Here is an 18,245-nt window from a genome sequence, read left to right as displayed (position 1 = left end):
CGACCATGACTTCTTCCAATTCGCATAGCGGGCTGCGCGTCGCCGTCCTTTTCGCTGCCATGGCGCAGGTGCTGTGGCCGGCGCAGGCCGCTGCGCAGACCGCGCTGCCGGTGGCGACCCCTGCGGGAACAATCAGCAGCAGTGCGATCCCGTCCGGGACCGGGCCCACGGTTACCACGTCCGCCAACACGACGACGCTGACGATGGGGAGCCCGCGGACGATCCTCAACTGGAACAGCTTCGACGTCGGCACAGGCCAGACGGTCAACGTGGTGTTCGGCGGTTCGAGCGATCTCCTGGTCAATCGCGTGGTCGGTGGCACCTTCAGTTCGATCGACGGCAATGTCGCGAGTTACGTCGGCTCGGTCGGCGGGACAAAGGGTGGCAGCGTGTGGCTGCTAAACCCGAACGGCATCGCTGTCGGCAGCACCGGCAGATTCGACGTGGGCAGTCTGCTGCTGTCGACGGCGGGCGTCACAGATGCGGACATCCTCGACGGGAACACGACGTTCGCGCTTTCGGGTAGTGGCAGCACGGGAATCTCGATCGCGCAGGGCGCCCAGCTGAAGGCCAACACGGGCGGCATCTTCGTGCAGGGCAACATCGTCAACTCGAACGGCAGTTTCGTTTCTTCGGGCACGAATGCATTGATCGGTTCGGGCGGCATGACCGTTACCTTCGACGCGAACCTCAGCGCGATCACCACACTGGATCTCGGCGCGGGCAGCAGCCAGGCAAATGCAGTGACGGTGGGTAACGGCGCGGCGTTCACCGGTACGCGCAATCTGATCACTGCGGCCGGCATGACGAACGCGCAGGGCAACGTGCTGCTCGCCAATCCGGGCGGCGCGAACGACATCCGCTTCAACGCGGGCAGCGTCGAGCTCGTGTCGCGCAATGCGAACGTCACTGCACAAGGTGTGTTCACCGCGCCAGGCGATCTGACGATCAGCGCAGGCGAGATGATCTCCGGCAATGGTGGGCCGACGGTTGGCGGTAATTACTCGGTCACCGCGAAGGACTTCAGCGGCGGCGTTTTCCAGCCGATCTTCGTCGGCACGACCAACAGCTTCTCGATCACTGACACCGAAGGCGGGATAAGCGTTGCCGGCGCGTTTCTACATGCTCCCGGCGACCTGAGCATTACGACCACGAACGGTGGCCCGTTGAGTGTGACGAATTTTGGCGGCGTGCCGCTCTCGTCCGACAACGGCAATGTGGTCCTGAATGCCAGCGGCGGCATCGACCTCGGCGGCAATGTGTCGACCTCCGCCGGTCATTTCGTCCAGCTCAACTCGGGCGATTCGATCACGCAGAGCGGCGGCGTGATCACGACAACCAACCTGTTCGCATCCAGCAACAACAGCATCACGCTGGGCGGTAACAACAGCTGGACGTCGGCGTCGTTGATGAATTCGGTGTCCGGCAACATCCTTGCGACCTCGGTCAGCAATTGGTCTTTGGGCAACGGCTCCACTAGTCGCGGCTCGATGACCCTGGTCGGTCCTACGGTCGCGCTCGCGGGCAGCGTGAGTGCCATCGGCAACATTGCGGTACAAGGCAACGCGTTGCTTGCGGGCGACACGTCGGTCTTGTCGGCCGGCGGCGGCGTCACGTTCGGCGGTACGCTCAACAGCGGGGTGGCCCCGTACGACCTGTCGGTCACGTCCGCCACGAGCACTACATTTGCAGACAATGTCGGCGCGACGCAGGCGCTCGACACGCTGACCGTGAATGGAGCGAGCACTTTCAATGGCACGTCGCTCAGCACGGTGGGTGCGGTCGACCTCGACGCGGTCGCGCTCGGCGGCCCCACCTCGTTCACGGTGAATGCCGGTGGCGCGTTCAATGCGGCGTCCATCGCATCTCCCAGTTCATCCGTGACCATCAATGCGAACGGCATCCAGATCGGGTCGGTGGTGGCAGGCGACTACCACGGCGGCGTCTTCCGGTCGGCCTTCCTGCGTGGCGGCACGGGCGGCGTCCAGCTCGGCAGCGGCTATGCAATGGCGTTCGACGTCACGGGGGCGGGCAGCTTCGGCGTGAGCGGCGCGCTCGACACGATCCGCCTCAGTGGCGCCGTGGGGGGCAGCGCCACGCTCTCCGGCGACAACTACATCAATTCGATCGGTCCCTTCAGTTCGAACGGACTCGTTCTGCGCGACCTGACCTCCCTCACCGTCGACAATGTCGTCGATGCAGGAGCGGGTGACGCGCGCATCGAAGTCGTCGGTGATTCGCTGCAGATCAATTCCGGCGGCCAGATCCGCGGTCACGACGTTGCGGCGTCCTCGACGCAGTTCTTCAACCAGTCCGGCAACGATGGCATCGTCGCGGCCGGCCACTGGGTGATCTACCAGCAGTACCCATTCAACGGCGCGACCGACTACGACGGTCTGGATAGCGGGCAGACCGCGGTTTGGGGCCAGACGATCAGCACGCTGGCGCCGGGTTCCGTCGCCGGTAACCGCTACGTCTTTGCGTACCACCCGAACCTGACGTTCACGACGATCGACACGACGAAAACGTACGGCACCGACCTCACGGGCTCGGCCGGTAGCTTCTACACGGTGACGGGCTTCCAGCCGGGCATCACGGGCGCCTACCTCGGCGATACCTCTGCCACTGCGTTTACGGGTGCGCCGACGGTGACATCGAGCGGCTTCGGTACGCATGCCGGCGTTGCCGGCGGGCCGTACGCGATCAACATCGCAAGCGGCTCCGTCGTCGGCACCAACGGATACAACATGTTCTTCAACGGCGCCGGAAAGGTCACCGTCGACCCCAAGGCACTGACCGGAACACCGACCGCGACCACCAAGACCTACGACGGAACTGCAAACGGCAACGGCAGCATCGGCTTGGCCGGCATCGTCGCGGGCGATACGGTCGGCGCGACCGGCACCTTCACCTTCGTCGACAAGAACGCGGGTGTCGGCAAGACGGTAAACCTGACCGGCGCGACGCTGACAGGCGCCGATGCCGGCAACTACACACTCAGCGTGCCGGCCACGACCGTGGGTGACATCCTGCAGAAGGCGATCAGCGGCACCGGTACGGTCACCACCAAAACCTACGACGGCAGCGCGAACGGCAGCGGCACGATCACGCTTTCTGGCGTGGTCGCGGGCGACACGGTCGGTGCCGCGGGAACGTTCACCTTCGCCGACAAGAACGCCGGTACCGGCAAGTCGGTAACGTTGTCGGGCGTGTCGCTTACGGGCACCGACGCCGGCAACTACACGCTCACCGTTCCGTCGTCGCTACTGGGCGACATCCTGCAGAAGGCCATCTCGGGCACTGTCACCGTCAACACCAAGACGTACGACGGTAATGTCGCGGGCACGGGTGCGGTGACGCTCGGCGGCGTGGTTGCGGGTGACGACGTCGCCGCGACTGCAACCCTCACGTTCAACGACAAGAACGCGGGCACGGGCAAGACCGCCACGGTGTCCGGCGCGTCGCTGTCGGGCGCGGATGCCGGCAACTACTCCATCACGCTGCCGGCCAGCGCGCTCGGCGACATCCTTCGTAAGGCAATCACCGGCACGCCGGTCGCCACCACCAAGACCTACGACGGCACGACCGCTGCGACTGGAACGATCGGCCTCAACGGTGCAGTCGCAGGCGACGATGTCGGCGCGACCGGCACGTTCGTTTACGCGGACAAGAATGCGGGCACCGGCAAGAACGTGACGGTATCCGGCGCCGCGCTCAATGGCGCGGATGCAAACAACTACACGCTGAGCGTTCCGGCGAGCGTCCTCGGCGACATTCTGCAGAAAGTGATCAGCGGCACCGCGGTGGTCACCACCAAGACGTACGACGGGACCGCCAGCGGCAGCGGCACCGTCGCACTGGCTGGCGTCGTCGGTGGCGACGACGTCGGTGCGTCGGCATCGTTCACCTTCGCCGACAAGAACGCGGGCACGGGCAAGACGGTCACCGTCAACGGTGTCGCGCTCAGCGGTGCGGACGCAGGCAACTATGTCGTCAACGTGCCCGCTTCCGCTCTTGGCGACATCTTGCGCAAAGCCATCACCGGCACGGTCACCGTCAACACCAAAACGTATGACGGTACGACCGCGGCAACGGCAACTTTCGGACTCACCGGTATTATTGCAGGGGACGACGTCGCGGCTGCTGGCGGCACGCTGGCATTCGCCGACAAGAATGCGGGCAGCGGCAAGACGGTGTCCGTCTCGGGCGTCACATTGAGCGGTGCCGACGCGGGCAATTACACGCTGACGATCCCGACCAACGCCACTGGCGACATCACTCGCAAGGCCATCACCGGCACGACGACGGTCAATACCAAGACCTACGACGGCAACACGTCCGGCAGCGGATCCATCGCGGTCAGTGGTGTGGTCGCCGGCGATACCGTGACGGCAGGCGGCACCTTCGCGTTTGCCGACAAGAACGCAGGCACCGGCAAGCTCGTCACGGTGTCTGGCGTTACGTTGAACGGCGCGGACGCGGGCAACTACACGATCAGCGTGCCGGCCACAGCGATCGGCGACATCCTGCGCAAGTCGATCACGGGCACCGCGACGGTCAACAACAAGACCTACGACGGCAGCCGAGCGGGCACCGGTTCGATCGCGCTCAACGGCGTGTTGACCGGCGACAACGTGAGTGCGAACGGCACCTACACGTTCAATGACGCGAACGCAGGGAACGGGAAGTCGGTCGTCGTCGGCGGCGTCAGCCTTACCGGTGCGGACGCCGGCAACTACACGGTCGTAGTTTCCGGCGCGACGGTTGCAGACATCCTCCGTCGCGCGATCACCGTTACGGCGATTGCGAGCTTCAAGCCGATGGGAAGCACCGACCCGGCGTTGACGTACACGGTGACGCAGGGTTCGCTCGTTGCGGGCGACACGCTCAGCGGTGCGCTTTCGCGCAGCGGTGGTGAGCTCCCGGGCCAGTACTCGATCGGTCGCGGCACGCTGGACGCCTCCGCGAACTACCAGCTGACGTTCGTCGGTTCCACGCTCACCATCGTGCCGGCGCGCATCGCGGTCGAAGGTGCGGGTGTCGCCGAGGTCGCCCAGGCTGTTCGTTTCCTCAACGATGGTCATGACGCGGCCAACGAGCAGGCCGCGCCCCTCACGATCGTCGACGAACGCGCGAAGTGTCAGGCAGGCGATGATCGTTCGGCGGCCTGTGAGGCAGGTCGACCGCACTGACATCTGGTTGTCTGAGTCGTGCAAAAAGCCCCGCGCAAGCGGGGCTTTTTGTTGCACCGGAAGGCTCCGCCCGACTTGCGAGACGAATTCGCGGCGCGCCGCGGAGAATCGCCTGATCGCGGCATTCGTTTTTCGCCACTGCGGACACAATCTAGGCACGACCGCGCAACTGTCCGCTTCCCACCCAAGGCGGACAACGGTCAGCACGGCAGCCGGACGTGGCCTGGTCACTGCTGCGACTGATCAAGTCGTGCCGGCCGATGGTGCTGTAGCTCGCGAATAGCACGGAACGGATCGACCGGGTGCAGACGGTCGTCAGCCAGATGAAGACGCGCGTCCGGTATCCGTCACGACTTGCGCCCCCGAAATGAGTTGGCTGCCGTGCGACCGATCACTCGATCACAGTTTCGAAGCCGGCGCAGCAGGGAGAGCGGGATGAGATACGCCTTGCCCCGTTCAACAGCTTGCGACGCGAACACCATAGCGACTGGGGCACCGACGATCCCGCAGACAAGCTAGCAGGCGACATTGTCGACGAGCATCGCGCCGAAGCGGCGACGTTGCCCCGTCGGGCGCTCGGGCGCGACCACACTGAATCCGTTTAACGAGCGCTGACGTCGGCCATGCAGTTTGACGCTGCACTCACACCGTCTCTTCGTACCGTCGCTGCATGGGGGACGCGACGGTGCACGACTTCTTCGACTGCCGGGCTGCAGCGGAGCTACTGACGTATGACGTCATGCGGGTCGTGCGCACGATGCAGTTGGACGCGACCCGGCTCGCGCGCGTGATCGGCTCCGACGAGCTGCACGCGAACGCTGTTTTATCGGGCCAGGCGCTCGTGCAGCCGGGCTCGCCGATTGGGCAGCGCTGCATCCGCCTCGTGCGTCTGCATCGCGCATTGGGTGACGCATTCGGCAGCACCGATGCGGTCGCTGCATTTCTCAACCGCGCGGATCCCGACGATGGCGTGGTTCCGGCGTTGATCCTCGAGCAGTCGGACGGTATCGAGCGGGTGTTTGCTCGTTTGACGTGCACCGGCGCGGATGAGTGGCGACCTGCGTTGTACGTGTCTCTCGGCGCGATGTCGGCGTAGCGGCCCACACGACTGGCCGGCGTCGCCCGTCGGGCGGCGATCCTCGCAACGAGTAACCATGTCGATCGCAGCGACGCGCTACAGTGCTCAGTGCGGACGCGCCGGCGGACGTCGCGGTTGCGCAATTCGGCGGCGGATACGATCGACGTCGCCGGCAACCGTCGAGATCCGACCTGTCCAAGCTGATTTGAATCCGCGCGCAGGCTGTCCACTGCCGTGCTCCACCGTAATTCTTCGACGCGATTGCGGCTTACCACGCGCATTCCGTACGTCCGCAACATCGCAGCCTGACTCCATGTCCACACAGCGGCGAGGACCATGGCGCATTCCCCGCCAGGCCGTCGCATGTCCGGAAACACGCATCGCGCCATCGTCGTGGCACTCGGCGCCAACCTTGCGATCGCCTTGGCCAAGGGCGCTGCGGCGCTTTTCACCGGGTCGGGCGCCATGCTCGCCGAAACGGTGCATTCGTTCGCCGACTGCGGGAACCAGTTGCTGTTGCTGCTCGGCCTGCGCCAGGCCGCGCGTCCGCCGTCGCCTGACCATCCGCTCGGGCACGGCAAGGCCGTCTATTTCTGGTCGTTCCTCGTCGCGGTGATGTTGTTCACCGTCGGCGGCATGTTTTCGCTGTACGAAGGCGTGCACAAACTGCAGCATCCCGAGCCGGTGACGCAGTGGGGCTGGGCGGTCGGCATCCTGGTCTTCAGCCTGGTCGCGGAAGGCGTGTCGACGCGCGCCGCCCTGCGCGAAGCTGCGGACGAACGACGCGGGCGGTCGCTATGGCGCTGGTTCCGTGACACGCGCCAGGCGGAATTGATCGTCGTGGTCGGCGAGAACATCGCCGCCATGTGCGGGCTCGCGGTCGCACTGCTGGCCATCGCCCTGACGGTGCTGACCGGCAATCCGCTCTGGGACGCGCTGGGCACGGTCCTGATCGGCGCGCTGCTCATCGTGGTCGCCGTGTTCGTGGCCATCGAAGTGAAGGCGATGCTGATCGGGCAGAGCATCGACCCCGCACGCGAAGCCGAGATGCGCGAGTTCATCGCGTCGCAACCCGGAATCACCGGCGTGCTGTCGCTCATTACGTTGCAGATGGGCACGGACGTCGTCGTCTCCGCGCACGTGCAGATGCGCGGGGACGTTCTGCTGTCGACGCAGGTGGAGGCGATCGACGCGGTGGAGCGCAAGCTCAAGCAGCGTTACCCGGAGGTGCGCTGGTCGTTCTTCGAGCCGCAGGTCGACGCCGGCAGCGCGCGGGACTGACTCCGTTCGAGCGTGAAGCGTGACCGTGATCGCACCGAGCCGATCGGCGCTGCCAACGTGCGACGATCGCCGTTCAAGCCACGAGGTCGCCCATGAATCGCCACGCGCTCGCTATCGCCACGTCCCTGGTCCTCGCCGTGACCGCGTCGCAGGCCGGAGCCGCTACCGCGGACCCGTCGGAGCCCGCATTTCGCGCGCTCTACAAGGAACTGGTCGAGATCGACACGACCCGCTCTTCGGGCGACTGCACGCGCGCGGCCGAGGCCATGCGCGCGCATCTGGCCGCAGCGGGCCTCCCGGCCGACGACATGCACATCTATGCACCGGCCGACCGCCCGAAGGACGGTGCACTGGTCGCGGTGTTGCGCGGACGCGACGCGTCGCTCAAGCCGCTGCTGCTGCTCGCGCACATCGACGTCGTCGAAGCGCGGCGTCAGGACTGGGTGCGCGATCCGTTCAAGCTGACCGAGGAGAACGGCTGGTTCTACGCACGCGGCGCCGCGGACGACAAGGCGATGGCCGCCGTGTTCACCGACGCACTCGTGCGCATGAAGCAGGAGCGCTACGTGCCACGCCGGAGCCTGAAGCTCGCGCTGACCTGCGGCGAGGAAACGGCCGACGTCTTCAACAGCGTGCGTTGGCTGACCCGCGACAAGCCCGACGTGCTCGATGCCGCGTTCGCGCTCAACGAAGGCGCGGGCGGTGAGCTCGATGCCTCCGGCCGCGCGGTCGCGTTGCAGGTGCAGGCCGGCGAAAAGGTCTATCAGGACTTCACGTTGTCCATGACCGACAGCGGCGGGCATAGCGCGCGTGCGAAGAAGCGCAACATCATCAGCCTCATGGGCGGCGCGCTCGCGCGCGTCGGCGAGTTCCGCTTCCCGATCCGCCCGAACGCGGCCACGCGCGCGTACTTCGAGGCGCAGTCGAAGCTCGTGTCCGCCGACGTCGCTGCGGACATGCGCGCAGCCATCGCGGCCACACCGAACGAGGATGCGGTGTCGCGACTGTGGGACATCAATCCGAGCTGGAACAGCATGCTGCGCACCACGTGCATCGCCACGATGATCAATGGCGGCCACGCGCCGAACGCGCAGCCGCAGAACGTCACCGCCAACGTGAACTGCCGGATCCTGCCCGACACCACGATCGCCGACGTGCAGGCCACCCTGCAGCGTGTCGTGGCCGATGACGGCATCAAGATCGCGACCGTGGGCGAGGCCGCGGTGTTCGCACCCGTCCCGCCGCTGGGCGCCGACATCCTCGCGCCGGTGCGCGATGTCGCCGCGTCGATCTGGCCCGGTGTCGCAATCGTCCCCACCATGTCGAGCGGCGCGACCGACGGCCGTTTCCTCAATGCGGCCGGGATTCCCACCTACGGCATCTCCGGCATGTTCCAGGACGCCGAGGGCAGCCATGCGCACGGTCTGGACGAGCGCATCCCCGTCAAGTCGCTGATGGACGGTCGTCGCTTCCTGTATGCGCTGGTCAAGCGCTACGCGGACGCGCCGTCGACGAAATAGGTTTCGTCGTGACCGGTCGTGCGCGCGGCGTGGGTGTAATACACGTCGCTGCATGGCGGCGTGCGTAAGCGTGGACGGCCACGTGCGTGGTTGATCGGAGCAAAGGCGCGTCACACGCCCGTTCTAAACGTCAGGGATCTGTTGAATCGACCACGTCTCCCGACGCGCTCACCTGTGCATCGGTGAAGCGCGAATCGCCCGAAACGTATTGCGCATACAGCGCGTCCCAGCCGACATCCGGCGCGACTTCGGTCAGGGCCGCGCGGATGTCCGTCCACGTATATGCGCGCGTGCCCTGATCCGTGTTTCGCCAGAGCGCGCTCATGGCGTCGTCGACGGTTAGACGCCCAGACGTCGACTGCCTGATCAACGCATCGAAATGCAGCGCGACGAGCGCGCCTCCGCTGTAGAGCGGCGGCCCCTTGTACGTGCCGGGCGTGGCGAGCGGCGTTTGCAGGCGCGCTCCGTTCTGCACATGCGCAGCGAATTTCGCGCGGAACTGCTGGGGAGAGACGATGGCCGCCTTCCGCAACGTCGTCGTCGCCATGTAGTCGGTGAAACCCTCCTGGAACCACTGCGTCGACGCGTAGTCGGCGCCACGCAGTCGCCAGCCGTTCCAGTAATGAAAGAGTTCGTGTGCGACCCGGCGCTGCAATTCGGCGGTGCCGTCTGCGCCGGCATCCATCGACGTGTTCATTGCAAAGCTCGCGCGGAACGATTCACCACCGGTGTCGTCCTGCGGAAGCAGGACCACGAGATAGGACTGAGGTTGCGACAGCGGCATCATGCGGGTGTAGCGCTCGAGCGCCGCGCGCACGGTGGTCTGTACGACCGCTTCACGGTCGCGCCATGCGCCGAACGAGAGAACGCGTACGTCGAAACCGTTGACGGACCAGCGTGGCAGTGGCCGCTCCGAGAATGCGAACAGGTTGTCGACGAGGTCGGCGGTCGAATTCGGAGCGAACGCGTTGTTCTTTGCCACGGGCCAAGGCGTCGTGACGTTCCAGCCGGGCGGGAGATGGAATGAAACGCTGCTTGGCGCGTCGGGCCCGCGGGTGATGAACAATGATCGTCCGATGATCGACACGCCCCTCGCGTCGCGAAACGCTGTTTCACGCGGCGCGGGCCATTGCGACTTCTGCAGTGGCGTGTAGTCCACGTCGTAGTCGAGCGTGAGCGCACCGCGGCATGTCGGAGCCACGTCCCAGCCACTGCTGCCTTTCGCAACAACGGCACAGGCGTGGCCGTGTGCGTCGTGGATCGACAGGTGTTGCACCAGTGCCGGCCAACCACCGCTTGCGACGGGTTCCGCATCGCCCGGCCACGACTGCGCCATGACCAACGGCCCCTCACTCGCGGGAAGCACCGCTCTGACATGCAGGCGAAGGTCATGCTCCTGCGACCACGAGACGTCGTAAATCGTCGACGGCGGCGATGCCGAGGCTGTCCCCGCGCAACAGAGAAGGGCGAGAGTCAGCACGGCAGATCGCATACGGGCGCTATCCCGGTGTCGGCGGAGAAGCGTCGGACGTTACACGAGCGCCGGTCGCGACCACCAAGACCGCCATCGGGTCGATGAGCAGATCGCTACCAAGCCTGCGAACGCCGCCGCCGGGCAAGTAGTGCTACCCCGCGTTGATCGGGTCGGCCTCATCAACGCGGTGCATCCGGGAACCGCGGCAGACGCGCGCTGTCCCGGTGCGGGTGTTCTGCTCTGCCATGTTGCTCGATCACGGTCTTAGAGCAGCGAACGGATCGCGTCGAAAGAGTCTGGACGGCGTCAGGGGAAGTCGGGCGAGCATTCCGCTAACAGCGAATCACCGTCACTGCATCCAGCACGTGCTCATCGCCAGCGTCGTAACGCATCAAGCAATCCAAAATATTCACAGCACGGTCGAGCCCGGCAAAGCGGCAAATGTCCGTCGGTCGGATGTGTTCGCATGACCAAGTATTCCTCACGTACGGGTAACGCAATCGGGTCGAGATTCAATGGCGAATGAACGGTTTCGCCTGCGCTGCGCTTGGCGTCTTATCAAGTTGAGCGTTGGCGAAATGACAGATGTCGCGAGCGTCAAGTCGACCTCTTTTGAATGCCGTGCCTTTGTCAGATGCGGATGTGAAGGATCGGGCGGCGCGCGGGTTGCCGATGGCGCTGAGGTTGTGAGTTGTGGATGTACATGACGAGCCACTCGCGCATAAGTGCGTCGATGGAACGAATTACTTGTAGTCGAGGATCAACATCGACGGTCGCAGCAGGGCTTCGGGTACGGGCCGAAGCACTATTGAAGTTGTGAACTACGCGACCGGGAAGCACGGCAAGGAACTGCCGCGTCACGTCAAACGTGACGCGTGCGGCGAGCTGCGCCATGCAATAGCGATACGAAAACGGCTCGGTCATGGAACCCGATGGTGGCCGCGTTTGCATCGAGGACCTGTTTGACCCGTACGCGTTGAACGACTGACGCATGCGCATGTCACCAGGCGAACCGTCGGGTTTCGGCGTCCCGGAGCAACATCATGCAAGTCGACCAGGCAAGCCTTCGCAGGCTCGTGAACCATGACTTGACCGACACGTTACTCCGCGTCGTGCTGATCATCCTCCTGGTGTTCCTGTGCGTTCGCGTGTTCTCGCCGTTCGCGCGTCTGTTGACGCTGGCGATGATCCTGGCGGTCGCGTTGTATCCGCTTTACCTGCGCGTGGTGCGATGGTTCGGTGGAAGGCGAGGGTGGTCTGCCACCGCGCTCGTGCTGTCGAGCCTGCTGTTGCTCGGTACGCCGATCGCGCTGCTCGGGGCGACGGTCACCAGCGAGTTGAGCGAGCTCTACCAGCGCGTGGAAGACGACAACCTGGCAATCAAGTCGCCGGACCCCAGTGTCGCGGAATGGCCGGTCGTCGGTCCGCGCGTGTTCGCGACATGGAATTCCGCCGCGAGCAATCTGCCGTCGTTCCTCAAGCAGAACCGCGAGGTGCTGCGCGGCTACGCGAAGAAGGTGCTCGCGATTGCGGCGGGCGGCGCGTCGACCGCCGGCATGTTTCTACTGGGCATCATCGTCGCAGGGGTGCTGATGGTTTACGCGGACGCGGCGCACAACGTGTTCCGACGAATCTTCATCCGGTTGACGAGCGCGGAGCAGGGGCCGCAGATGCAGACGCTGTGCATCGCGACGATTCGTTCGGTCGCGACCGGCGTCGTCGGCGTCGCCTTCATCCAGGCCATCCTGTTGGGCGTGGGCTTCATGCTCGCGGGCGTGCCGGGTGCGGGCGTGCTCGCGTTGATCGCGATGTTCCTCGGCATCCTGCAGGTGCCCGCGTTGCTGGTTTCGCTGCCGGCGCTGGCATGGCTGTGGATGGCGGACGACGGCAGCTCGACGGTCTTCAAAGTCATCTTCAGCGCGTGGTTCGTGGTCGCCGGGCTTGCGGACAACGTGCTCAAGCCACTTCTGCTCGGACGCGGCGTTGACGCACCGATGCTGGTGATCCTGATCGGTGCGATCGGCGGCATGGTGACCGGCGGCATGGCCGGCCTGTTCCTCGGTGCGGTGCTGCTGGCGGTGGGCTACCAGATCTTCATGCAATGGGTCGATCGCGGCGTCGCCGAGGCGACCGTCCCCGCGCCCGTCGTGATCGCGCCCGTGGCTATTCCCGAGTAGCGGCCCGTGCGACGCATCGGCACCGTGTTGATGCTGGCGTCGGTCGTGCTGCTCCAAGGCTGCGTCACGCTGGGTCCCGACTATCGCGAGCCCGACGTCGTCTGGCTGCAGTCATGGCAGCCCGGTCTCTACGGCGAGGTTGCGAATGGCGATGCGCGGACGCAGGTCGACCTGCACTTCTGGTGGCGCGCATTCAACGACCCGGTCCTGAACGGGCTGATCGAAACCGCGCGTCGCGAAAACCCATCGCTGCGAATCGCGGGACTTCGGATCCTCGAGAGCCGGGCCGTGCTCGGCATCGCCGGCAGCAACCAGTACCCGCAGGTGCAGCGTCTCAGCGGTTCGGCGACGTATGTCGACAATCGCGAAAGCGGCGGCGCCGGGCCCGACACGCATCAGCACGTCACCGCCTACAACGCGGGCTTCGAGCTGGCGTGGGAGCTGGATTTCTGGGGCCGGTTCAAGCGCGGTATTGAGTCAGCCGAAGCGGGCTACTTCGCCTCGATCACCAACCAGCAGGACGTGCAGGTGCTGTTGAGCGCGCAGGTCGCGTCGCTGTATTACGCATATCGCACGACATTGTTGCGCATCGACATCGCGCGCAAGAACGCGGCCATCCAGAAGCGCAGCCTGGACATCACGCAGCGCCTGCATGTGCAGGGCCAGGAATCGGAATTCGACTTCCAGCAGGCGCAAGCGCAGTACCTGGGAACACTTGCGACGATCCCGGAACAGGAAGCCGACCTCGTCCAGCTTCGCAATGCGCTGTCCGCCGTGCTGGGGCGGCCGCCCGGCGACCTCCCGGAACTCGCGTCGGCAGGCGGGCCATTGCCGACCGTGGAATCCGCCGTCATCACCGAGCTGCCCGCGCAGCTGCTGCTGCGTCGTCGCGACGTGCGCACGGCGGCGTGGCAGGTGGCCGCGCAGTCCGCGCAGATCGGCATCGCGAAGGCCGACTACTTTCCCGCGATCACCTTGCTCGGCAGCATCGGCTGGTCGTCCGACACACTCGGTGCCACGCCGAACGTGACGCGCATCGCCGGTGGCCCCGCGCTGACGTGGAACATCTTCGACTACGGCCGCATCCGCAATAACGTGCGCCTGCAGGACGCGCGGCTGCAGCAGTCGATCGAGCTGTTCCAGAACAGCGCGCTGCTCGCGGCGCAGGAAATCGACGATGCGGCCATCGTCGTGGTCAAGACCGGCGAGCAGCAGGTGCCGCTGCATGGTGCGGCGCGCGCCGCGGAGCGCTCGCTCGATCTCGCAAACACGTCGTACAAGGAAGGCTATCTCGGCTTCGATCGCGTGCTCGACGCGCAACGTGTGCTGTTCACGCAGGCCGAGCGCGAACTTCTCAACGACAGTGCGCACATCAACGCGGTCATCGCCATGTACAAGGCGGTCGGTGGCGGCTGGGTGGACATGCCGATCAACGACATCGTGCCCGAACAGACCCGCGCCACCATGGAAGCGCGGACACGATGGGGCGACCTCTTGCGTGCACCGCTTCCGGCGGACGCCAGCCACGGAAAGGATTCGAAATGAGCGACGAACAAGCACCGCCCGTCGATGCGAAGGCGACCGTCGGCAGAGGCGGGCGCATCGTCGGCATCGTGATCGCGCTCAGTCTCGTGCTGTACCTGCTGGCCGACCGCTACACGCCGTACACGTCGCAGGCGAGGGTCGAAGGCTACGTCGTCGGCGTCGCGCCGAAAGTCGCGGGCGCGGTGACGAAGATTTCCGTGGCCAACGACCAGTCGGTCAAGGCCGGGCAGGCATTGCTGGAAATCGATCCGTCGCAATACCGCATCGCGCTGGCGAAGGCGCAATCCGACCTTGCGAACGCGCACCGGCAGTTCGGCGCCGGCAGTGCGACGGTGCAGGCCTCGCGCGCAAAGCTGCAGGCCGCGCGTGCTGCGGAACTCGCCGCGCGGCAGGACGCGATGCGCCTGCGTCGCCTGCGCGAGGAAGACGAAGGCACGATCTCGGTGCGCCGGCAGGAAGTCGCCGATGCCGGCCTGCAACAGGCCGCCGCGCAGGTGAGCGCCGCCGAAGCCGACATCCGTCGCGCCATCGAACAGATGGGCGGCGACAACGTCAGCGACAACACGGCGCTGGAAACCGCGATGACCGCCGTCGACAAGGCGCAGCTGGACATGGCGAACACCGTTGTGAAGGCGCCGGCCGCCGGCGTCATCACCGACCTTCGCACCGATGTCGGCCTGTACGCGGGCACAGGCAGCCCGGTGCTGACGCTGGTCGCGATCCGCGATGTGTGGATCGATGCGGAGTTCACCGAGAACAACCTCGGCCACATGCGCGTGGGAACGCCGGTCGACATCGTGTTCGATGCCTTGCCGGGTCGCGTGTTCAAGGGGCAGGTGCGCAGCATCGGACTGGGCGTCAGTGCGGGCAACGCGCCGCCGCCGGGCACGTTGCCGTCGATCGACAACAACCGCGACTGGTTGCGGCAATCGCAGCGGTTCCCGGTGATCGTCGGGTTCGATGCGCGACAGGATCCCGACCTTCGTGACGCGCTGCGCGTGGGCGGTCAGGCGTCCGTGCTCGCGTACGGAAGCGGTGGCGGCGTGCTGGCGGTGCTCGGAAAGCTGTACATCCGCGTGGCGAGCCTGCTGTCCTACGCGTACTGACGACCATGATGCCGCTGGGCGCCAGGAGAACGTTCCGGTTCGCCGCGGTCATGGCGCTGTCGCTCGCGATCGCCTACGGCATCGCAACGCCGTTCCCGTTCCTCGCGCCGCTGTTCGCGATCTTCCTCACCGCGAAACCGGCACCGCCGATGGGGCCGAAGACGCTTTTCAAGCTTCTGCTGGTCGTGTTCGTGACGTTGGGAACGGGGCTCGTGCTGGCGCCGGTGCTGCGCTACTACCCGTTGACCGGCGTGTTGCTGGTCGCGCTGGGCGTCTTCGTCAGCACCTACATGGGCGTGGGCATGGGGAAGGGGTTGGTGTCGACGCTGTTCACCGTCGGCCTGACGATGATTCCCGCCGCCGCGCTGATCGAACACGCGGTCGCGTTGTCGGTGGTGCAGGCGTTGATGATCGGCATCGCGGTGGCGATCGCATGCCAGTGGTGGGTGTATCCGTTCTTTCCGGAAGACGCAGCCGTTGCGCCGGCTCCGAAGGCTGCACCCGCCGACACCACCGACGCCGCATGGATCGCGCTGCGCACGATGATCATCGTGTTGCCGCCGGTGCTGTTGGCGTTCACCAACCCCTCGCTGTACATGGCGATCATCATGAAGGCCGTCCTGCTGGGTCAGCAGGGCTCCGTGGTCAATGCACGCGCGGCGGGAATCGAACTCGTCGGGTCCACCGCGCTCGCCGGCGTCTTCGCCACCGCGTTCTGGATCGCATTGCAGGCGTGGCCCGAGCTCTGGATGTTCTTCCTCTGGACGCTGCTGTTCGGTGTCTATCTCGGCGCCCGGTTGTATCGCGTCGCCTCCACGCGCTTTCCGGCGTCGTTCTGGATCAACGTCGGCGTGACGATGCTCATTCTCGTCGGCCCCGCGGTGTCGGACAGTTCGGGCGGTGGCGTGCGTGCCGCGTTCGTGCAGCGGCTGGCGCTGTTCCTTGCGGTGACTGTGTACGCGTGGGGCGCGATCGTCGTGCTCGAGCAATTACGCGTCGCACCTTCTGCACGACGCGTTCATAAGGTGGCACCGACCTAGAGAAATGTCCCGACTCGACCACCTTCGTGTGGCGCGTCAGTCCAACCGTGGCAGCGTCTCCGGGCTCAGCCGTATTCGCGTGGCAGGCTCACCCGGAACGTCACGATTCCTTCGTCGGCCACCAGCTCGAGGCTCGCTTCCAGAAGCTCGGCGAGGTGTTTCGCAAGCAACAAGCTGACGCCGTCTCGCGACGCAACCGGAATGCGACCTTCGATCAACGCCCGCTCGCATCCGGTCGGCGCGATACCCGCGGCTTGTTGAGCGCGATCGGTGGCGTCGGCGATCGCCTGCGTGATGGCGGGCGTGCCGTCGGACGGGAAATGCCCGACGTGCTGGCGCACGACGATCACCCATCGTCTGGTGTCACGTCGGTCATCGCTCCATTCGACGTCGATCGGGCCGACCGATTCGGACATCAGGCCCGACAGCATGAGATGGCGAACCAGCAGCCGCACCTTCGCGGCATCGGCTTCGACGACGTAGGGCTCCGGGCCGTCCCACGTCAGCTGGCTTCCGGAAAGCTCGGCGTGCGGTGCCATCCCGGCGACGAGCAACATCAGCGCGGACCCCATGTCGACAGGTGCGGCGTCGCACTTCTCGACACCTGCTTCGAGCCGCGCCAGCAGCACCATGTCGTTCAACGACCGGTCCAGCGCGGAAACGCTCTCGCGCGCCAGTGCGTACAGTTCCGCGCGTTCGGCATCGGTCTGTGCGCCTTCAAGCAGCGTGCTGGATGTCATGACGGTCGAAAGATTGCCTCGAAGACCGGTCACTGCACGCCCTAGGCCATGAGCCCGCTCCACGCTTAGTTGCCGGAACTTGTCCAGGACGTCGCCCAGCTCTTGCAACCGCGTCGCGGCTTCGGCCTGGTGCAGCCGCTGGAATTCGAGTGCGCTCTCGCAAAGCTGCTCGCCCGCGAGGTCCGCCCACAGCATTTCGGCCTTGATGAAGCCGTCCGCTTCTGCGGTGGCGCGCTTCATGCGGGCGTTGGCGAGTTCGAGCACGACCGCGGCGTTGAAGTGCGTCCACTCGCGGATGACGTCGCGCAGCGAATAGCCTTGGAGCCAGCGTGTCTTCGCGTGTGCGTGCGCGTAGTGGAACTGGTCGGATTCGGCGGTGACCGCTGGTTGCGGCCAGCTTTTCAGAATGCGGAAGAATGCTTCGAGCACATCCGGGAAGTGGTCGTAAAGCTGCTTGCGCGTCCAGTCCGACGTCGAAAGCGTGTTGTCGTTATGCAGACGCTCCCGCCAGTGTTCAAGAATTGTCTGGCGTCGCTGCTCCAGCTCTGCTGCCAGCACCGCGAGTGTTCCTTCTGCGATCACAACGTCTCCATGGTGGCCTGCGAGGGTGAAGCGAGCGGTGCGATCTCATGCGACAGGCCTCGCGTCGTTGTGCCTGCGGCCGCCGTGTCGCGTAAGGATCGCAACCGCGAACGCGGTGCGCCGATCAATCGCGCTTGTGATGTGCGCGGACCTCCGACGGCGTGGTGCACGCACCGGCAACCGTCGGTATCTGCCGTCGGAAGCATCGACTCGACGTCCACGGCGGACGCAGCGTCATCCTCGATACGCCCATCTTTCAAAACGGCGCTCGCGACGTCGTGAAGCCAGCCGTAGGTCGGACCACTACGGTTGCCGTACGCGATGCGTCGGCGTTACTTGATGCGGCTACATGCGACGCGTTTCGTCAGCCGCGACGGCCCGCGGAGCAATCGAATGCAACCGGCAGAACGAATCAATACGCGACGGCGCGATTCCGAGTACTGAACCTATGGGCCGCTCAGGGCGCAAGATTGAACGTCCCCCGGCAGTTGATCGCCACGGCCGGCAGAG

Annotated in this window: 11 protein-coding genes; 8 read left to right on the top strand and 3 right to left on the bottom strand. The window is 65.5% G+C overall.

What is annotated here, in order from left to right; translation table 11 throughout:
* Positions 1-5 precede the first annotated feature (5 nt).
* The 4 genes from ACVWWW_RS13465 to ACVWWW_RS13450 all read left to right on the top strand — a co-directional run bounded on the left by ACVWWW_RS13465 (position 6) and on the right by ACVWWW_RS13450 (position 9,071).
* Positions 6-5,192: a YDG domain-containing protein gene (locus ACVWWW_RS13465; protein WP_081671935.1), complete on the top strand. Its 5,187-nt coding sequence runs from the start codon at positions 6-8 to the stop codon at positions 5,190-5,192.
* Between the two features lie 670 nt (positions 5,193-5,862).
* Positions 5,863-6,288 carry a hypothetical protein gene (locus ACVWWW_RS13460; protein ID WP_027081953.1) on the top strand — a complete coding sequence of 142 codons (426 nt, stop codon included), beginning with the start codon at positions 5,863-5,865 and terminating at the stop codon, positions 6,286-6,288.
* A 318-nt stretch (positions 6,289-6,606) separates the two neighbouring features.
* The gene (locus tag ACVWWW_RS13455; RefSeq protein WP_456998715.1) at positions 6,607-7,551 is read left to right on the top strand and encodes a cation diffusion facilitator family transporter; all 945 of its coding nucleotides are present in this window, start codon (positions 6,607-6,609) and stop codon (positions 7,549-7,551) included.
* 92 nt (positions 7,552-7,643) lie between these two features.
* Positions 7,644-9,071 carry a M20/M25/M40 family metallo-hydrolase gene (locus ACVWWW_RS13450; RefSeq protein ID WP_027081955.1) on the top strand — a complete coding sequence of 476 codons (1,428 nt, stop codon included), beginning with the start codon at positions 7,644-7,646 and terminating at the stop codon, positions 9,069-9,071.
* A gap of 130 nt (positions 9,072-9,201) precedes the next feature.
* On the opposite strand, the gene ACVWWW_RS13445 is transcribed toward ACVWWW_RS13450, so the two are convergent.
* Both ACVWWW_RS13445 and ACVWWW_RS13440 read right to left on the bottom strand, forming a co-directional pair.
* Positions 9,202-10,563: a M61 family metallopeptidase gene (locus tag ACVWWW_RS13445; protein WP_081671936.1), complete on the bottom strand. Its 1,362-nt coding sequence runs from the start codon at positions 10,561-10,563 to the stop codon at positions 9,202-9,204.
* Positions 10,564-11,175: 612 nt separating this feature from the next.
* On the bottom strand, positions 11,176-11,469 hold the full coding sequence (locus ACVWWW_RS13440; protein WP_155914113.1) for a hypothetical protein: 294 nt from the start codon (positions 11,467-11,469) through the stop codon (positions 11,176-11,178).
* 164 nt (positions 11,470-11,633) lie between these two features.
* Here ACVWWW_RS13440 and ACVWWW_RS13435 point away from each other — a divergent pair, with 164 nt between their 5' ends.
* Genes ACVWWW_RS13435 through ACVWWW_RS13420 form a run of 4 tightly spaced genes read left to right on the top strand, consistent with a single transcriptional unit; the run spans position 11,634 to position 16,413 of the window.
* Positions 11,634-12,722 (top strand): AI-2E family transporter, encoded by a 1,089-nt coding sequence (locus ACVWWW_RS13435; protein WP_196804310.1) that lies wholly within the window; start codon positions 11,634-11,636, stop codon positions 12,720-12,722.
* A gap of 6 nt (positions 12,723-12,728) precedes the next feature.
* Entirely contained in the window at positions 12,729-14,267 is a 1,539-nt protein-coding gene (locus tag ACVWWW_RS13430; RefSeq protein ID WP_027081957.1) for an efflux transporter outer membrane subunit, read from the top strand.
* Positions 14,264-15,373: an HlyD family secretion protein gene (locus ACVWWW_RS13425; RefSeq protein WP_027081958.1), complete on the top strand. Its 1,110-nt coding sequence runs from the start codon at positions 14,264-14,266 to the stop codon at positions 15,371-15,373. The genes ACVWWW_RS13430 and ACVWWW_RS13425 overlap by 4 nt, the downstream gene beginning before the upstream one ends.
* A 5-nt stretch (positions 15,374-15,378) precedes the next feature.
* Complete coding sequence (locus ACVWWW_RS13420) at positions 15,379-16,413, top strand: DUF2955 domain-containing protein (protein WP_456998714.1); 1,035 nt, start codon at positions 15,379-15,381, stop codon at positions 16,411-16,413.
* 65 nt (positions 16,414-16,478) lie between these two features.
* Here ACVWWW_RS13420 and ACVWWW_RS13415 read toward each other — a convergent pair whose 3' ends face one another.
* Entirely contained in the window at positions 16,479-17,735 is a 1,257-nt protein-coding gene (locus ACVWWW_RS13415) for an RsbRD N-terminal domain-containing protein (RefSeq protein ID WP_027081959.1), read from the bottom strand.
* Positions 17,736-18,245: the final 510 nt, after the last annotated feature.

It is taken from the genome of Lysobacter sp. HA18 (genome assembly GCF_054057595.1).
This window is presented reverse-complemented; position numbering and strand designations above follow the sequence as displayed.

Bases quoted from the DNA above. Each gene is read 5' to 3' on its own strand.
- ACVWWW_RS13465 (WP_081671935.1), top strand. From the start codon at position 6: ATGACTTCTTCCAATTCGCATAGCGGGCTGCGCGTCGCCGTCCTTTTC.
- ACVWWW_RS13455 (WP_456998715.1), top strand. From the start codon at position 6,607: ATGGCGCATTCCCCGCCAGGCCGTCGCATGTCCGGAAACACGCATCGC.
- ACVWWW_RS13445 (WP_081671936.1), bottom strand. From the start codon at position 10,563: ATGCGATCTGCCGTGCTGACTCTCGCCCTTCTCTGTTGCGCGGGGACA.
- ACVWWW_RS13460 (WP_027081953.1), top strand. From the start codon at position 5,863: ATGGGGGACGCGACGGTGCACGACTTCTTCGACTGCCGGGCTGCAGCG.
- ACVWWW_RS13420 (WP_456998714.1), top strand. From the start codon at position 15,379: ATGATGCCGCTGGGCGCCAGGAGAACGTTCCGGTTCGCCGCGGTCATG.
- ACVWWW_RS13440 (WP_155914113.1), bottom strand. From the start codon at position 11,469: ATGACCGAGCCGTTTTCGTATCGCTATTGCATGGCGCAGCTCGCCGCA.
- ACVWWW_RS13425 (WP_027081958.1), top strand. From the start codon at position 14,264: ATGAGCGACGAACAAGCACCGCCCGTCGATGCGAAGGCGACCGTCGGC.
- ACVWWW_RS13450 (WP_027081955.1), top strand. From the start codon at position 7,644: ATGAATCGCCACGCGCTCGCTATCGCCACGTCCCTGGTCCTCGCCGTG.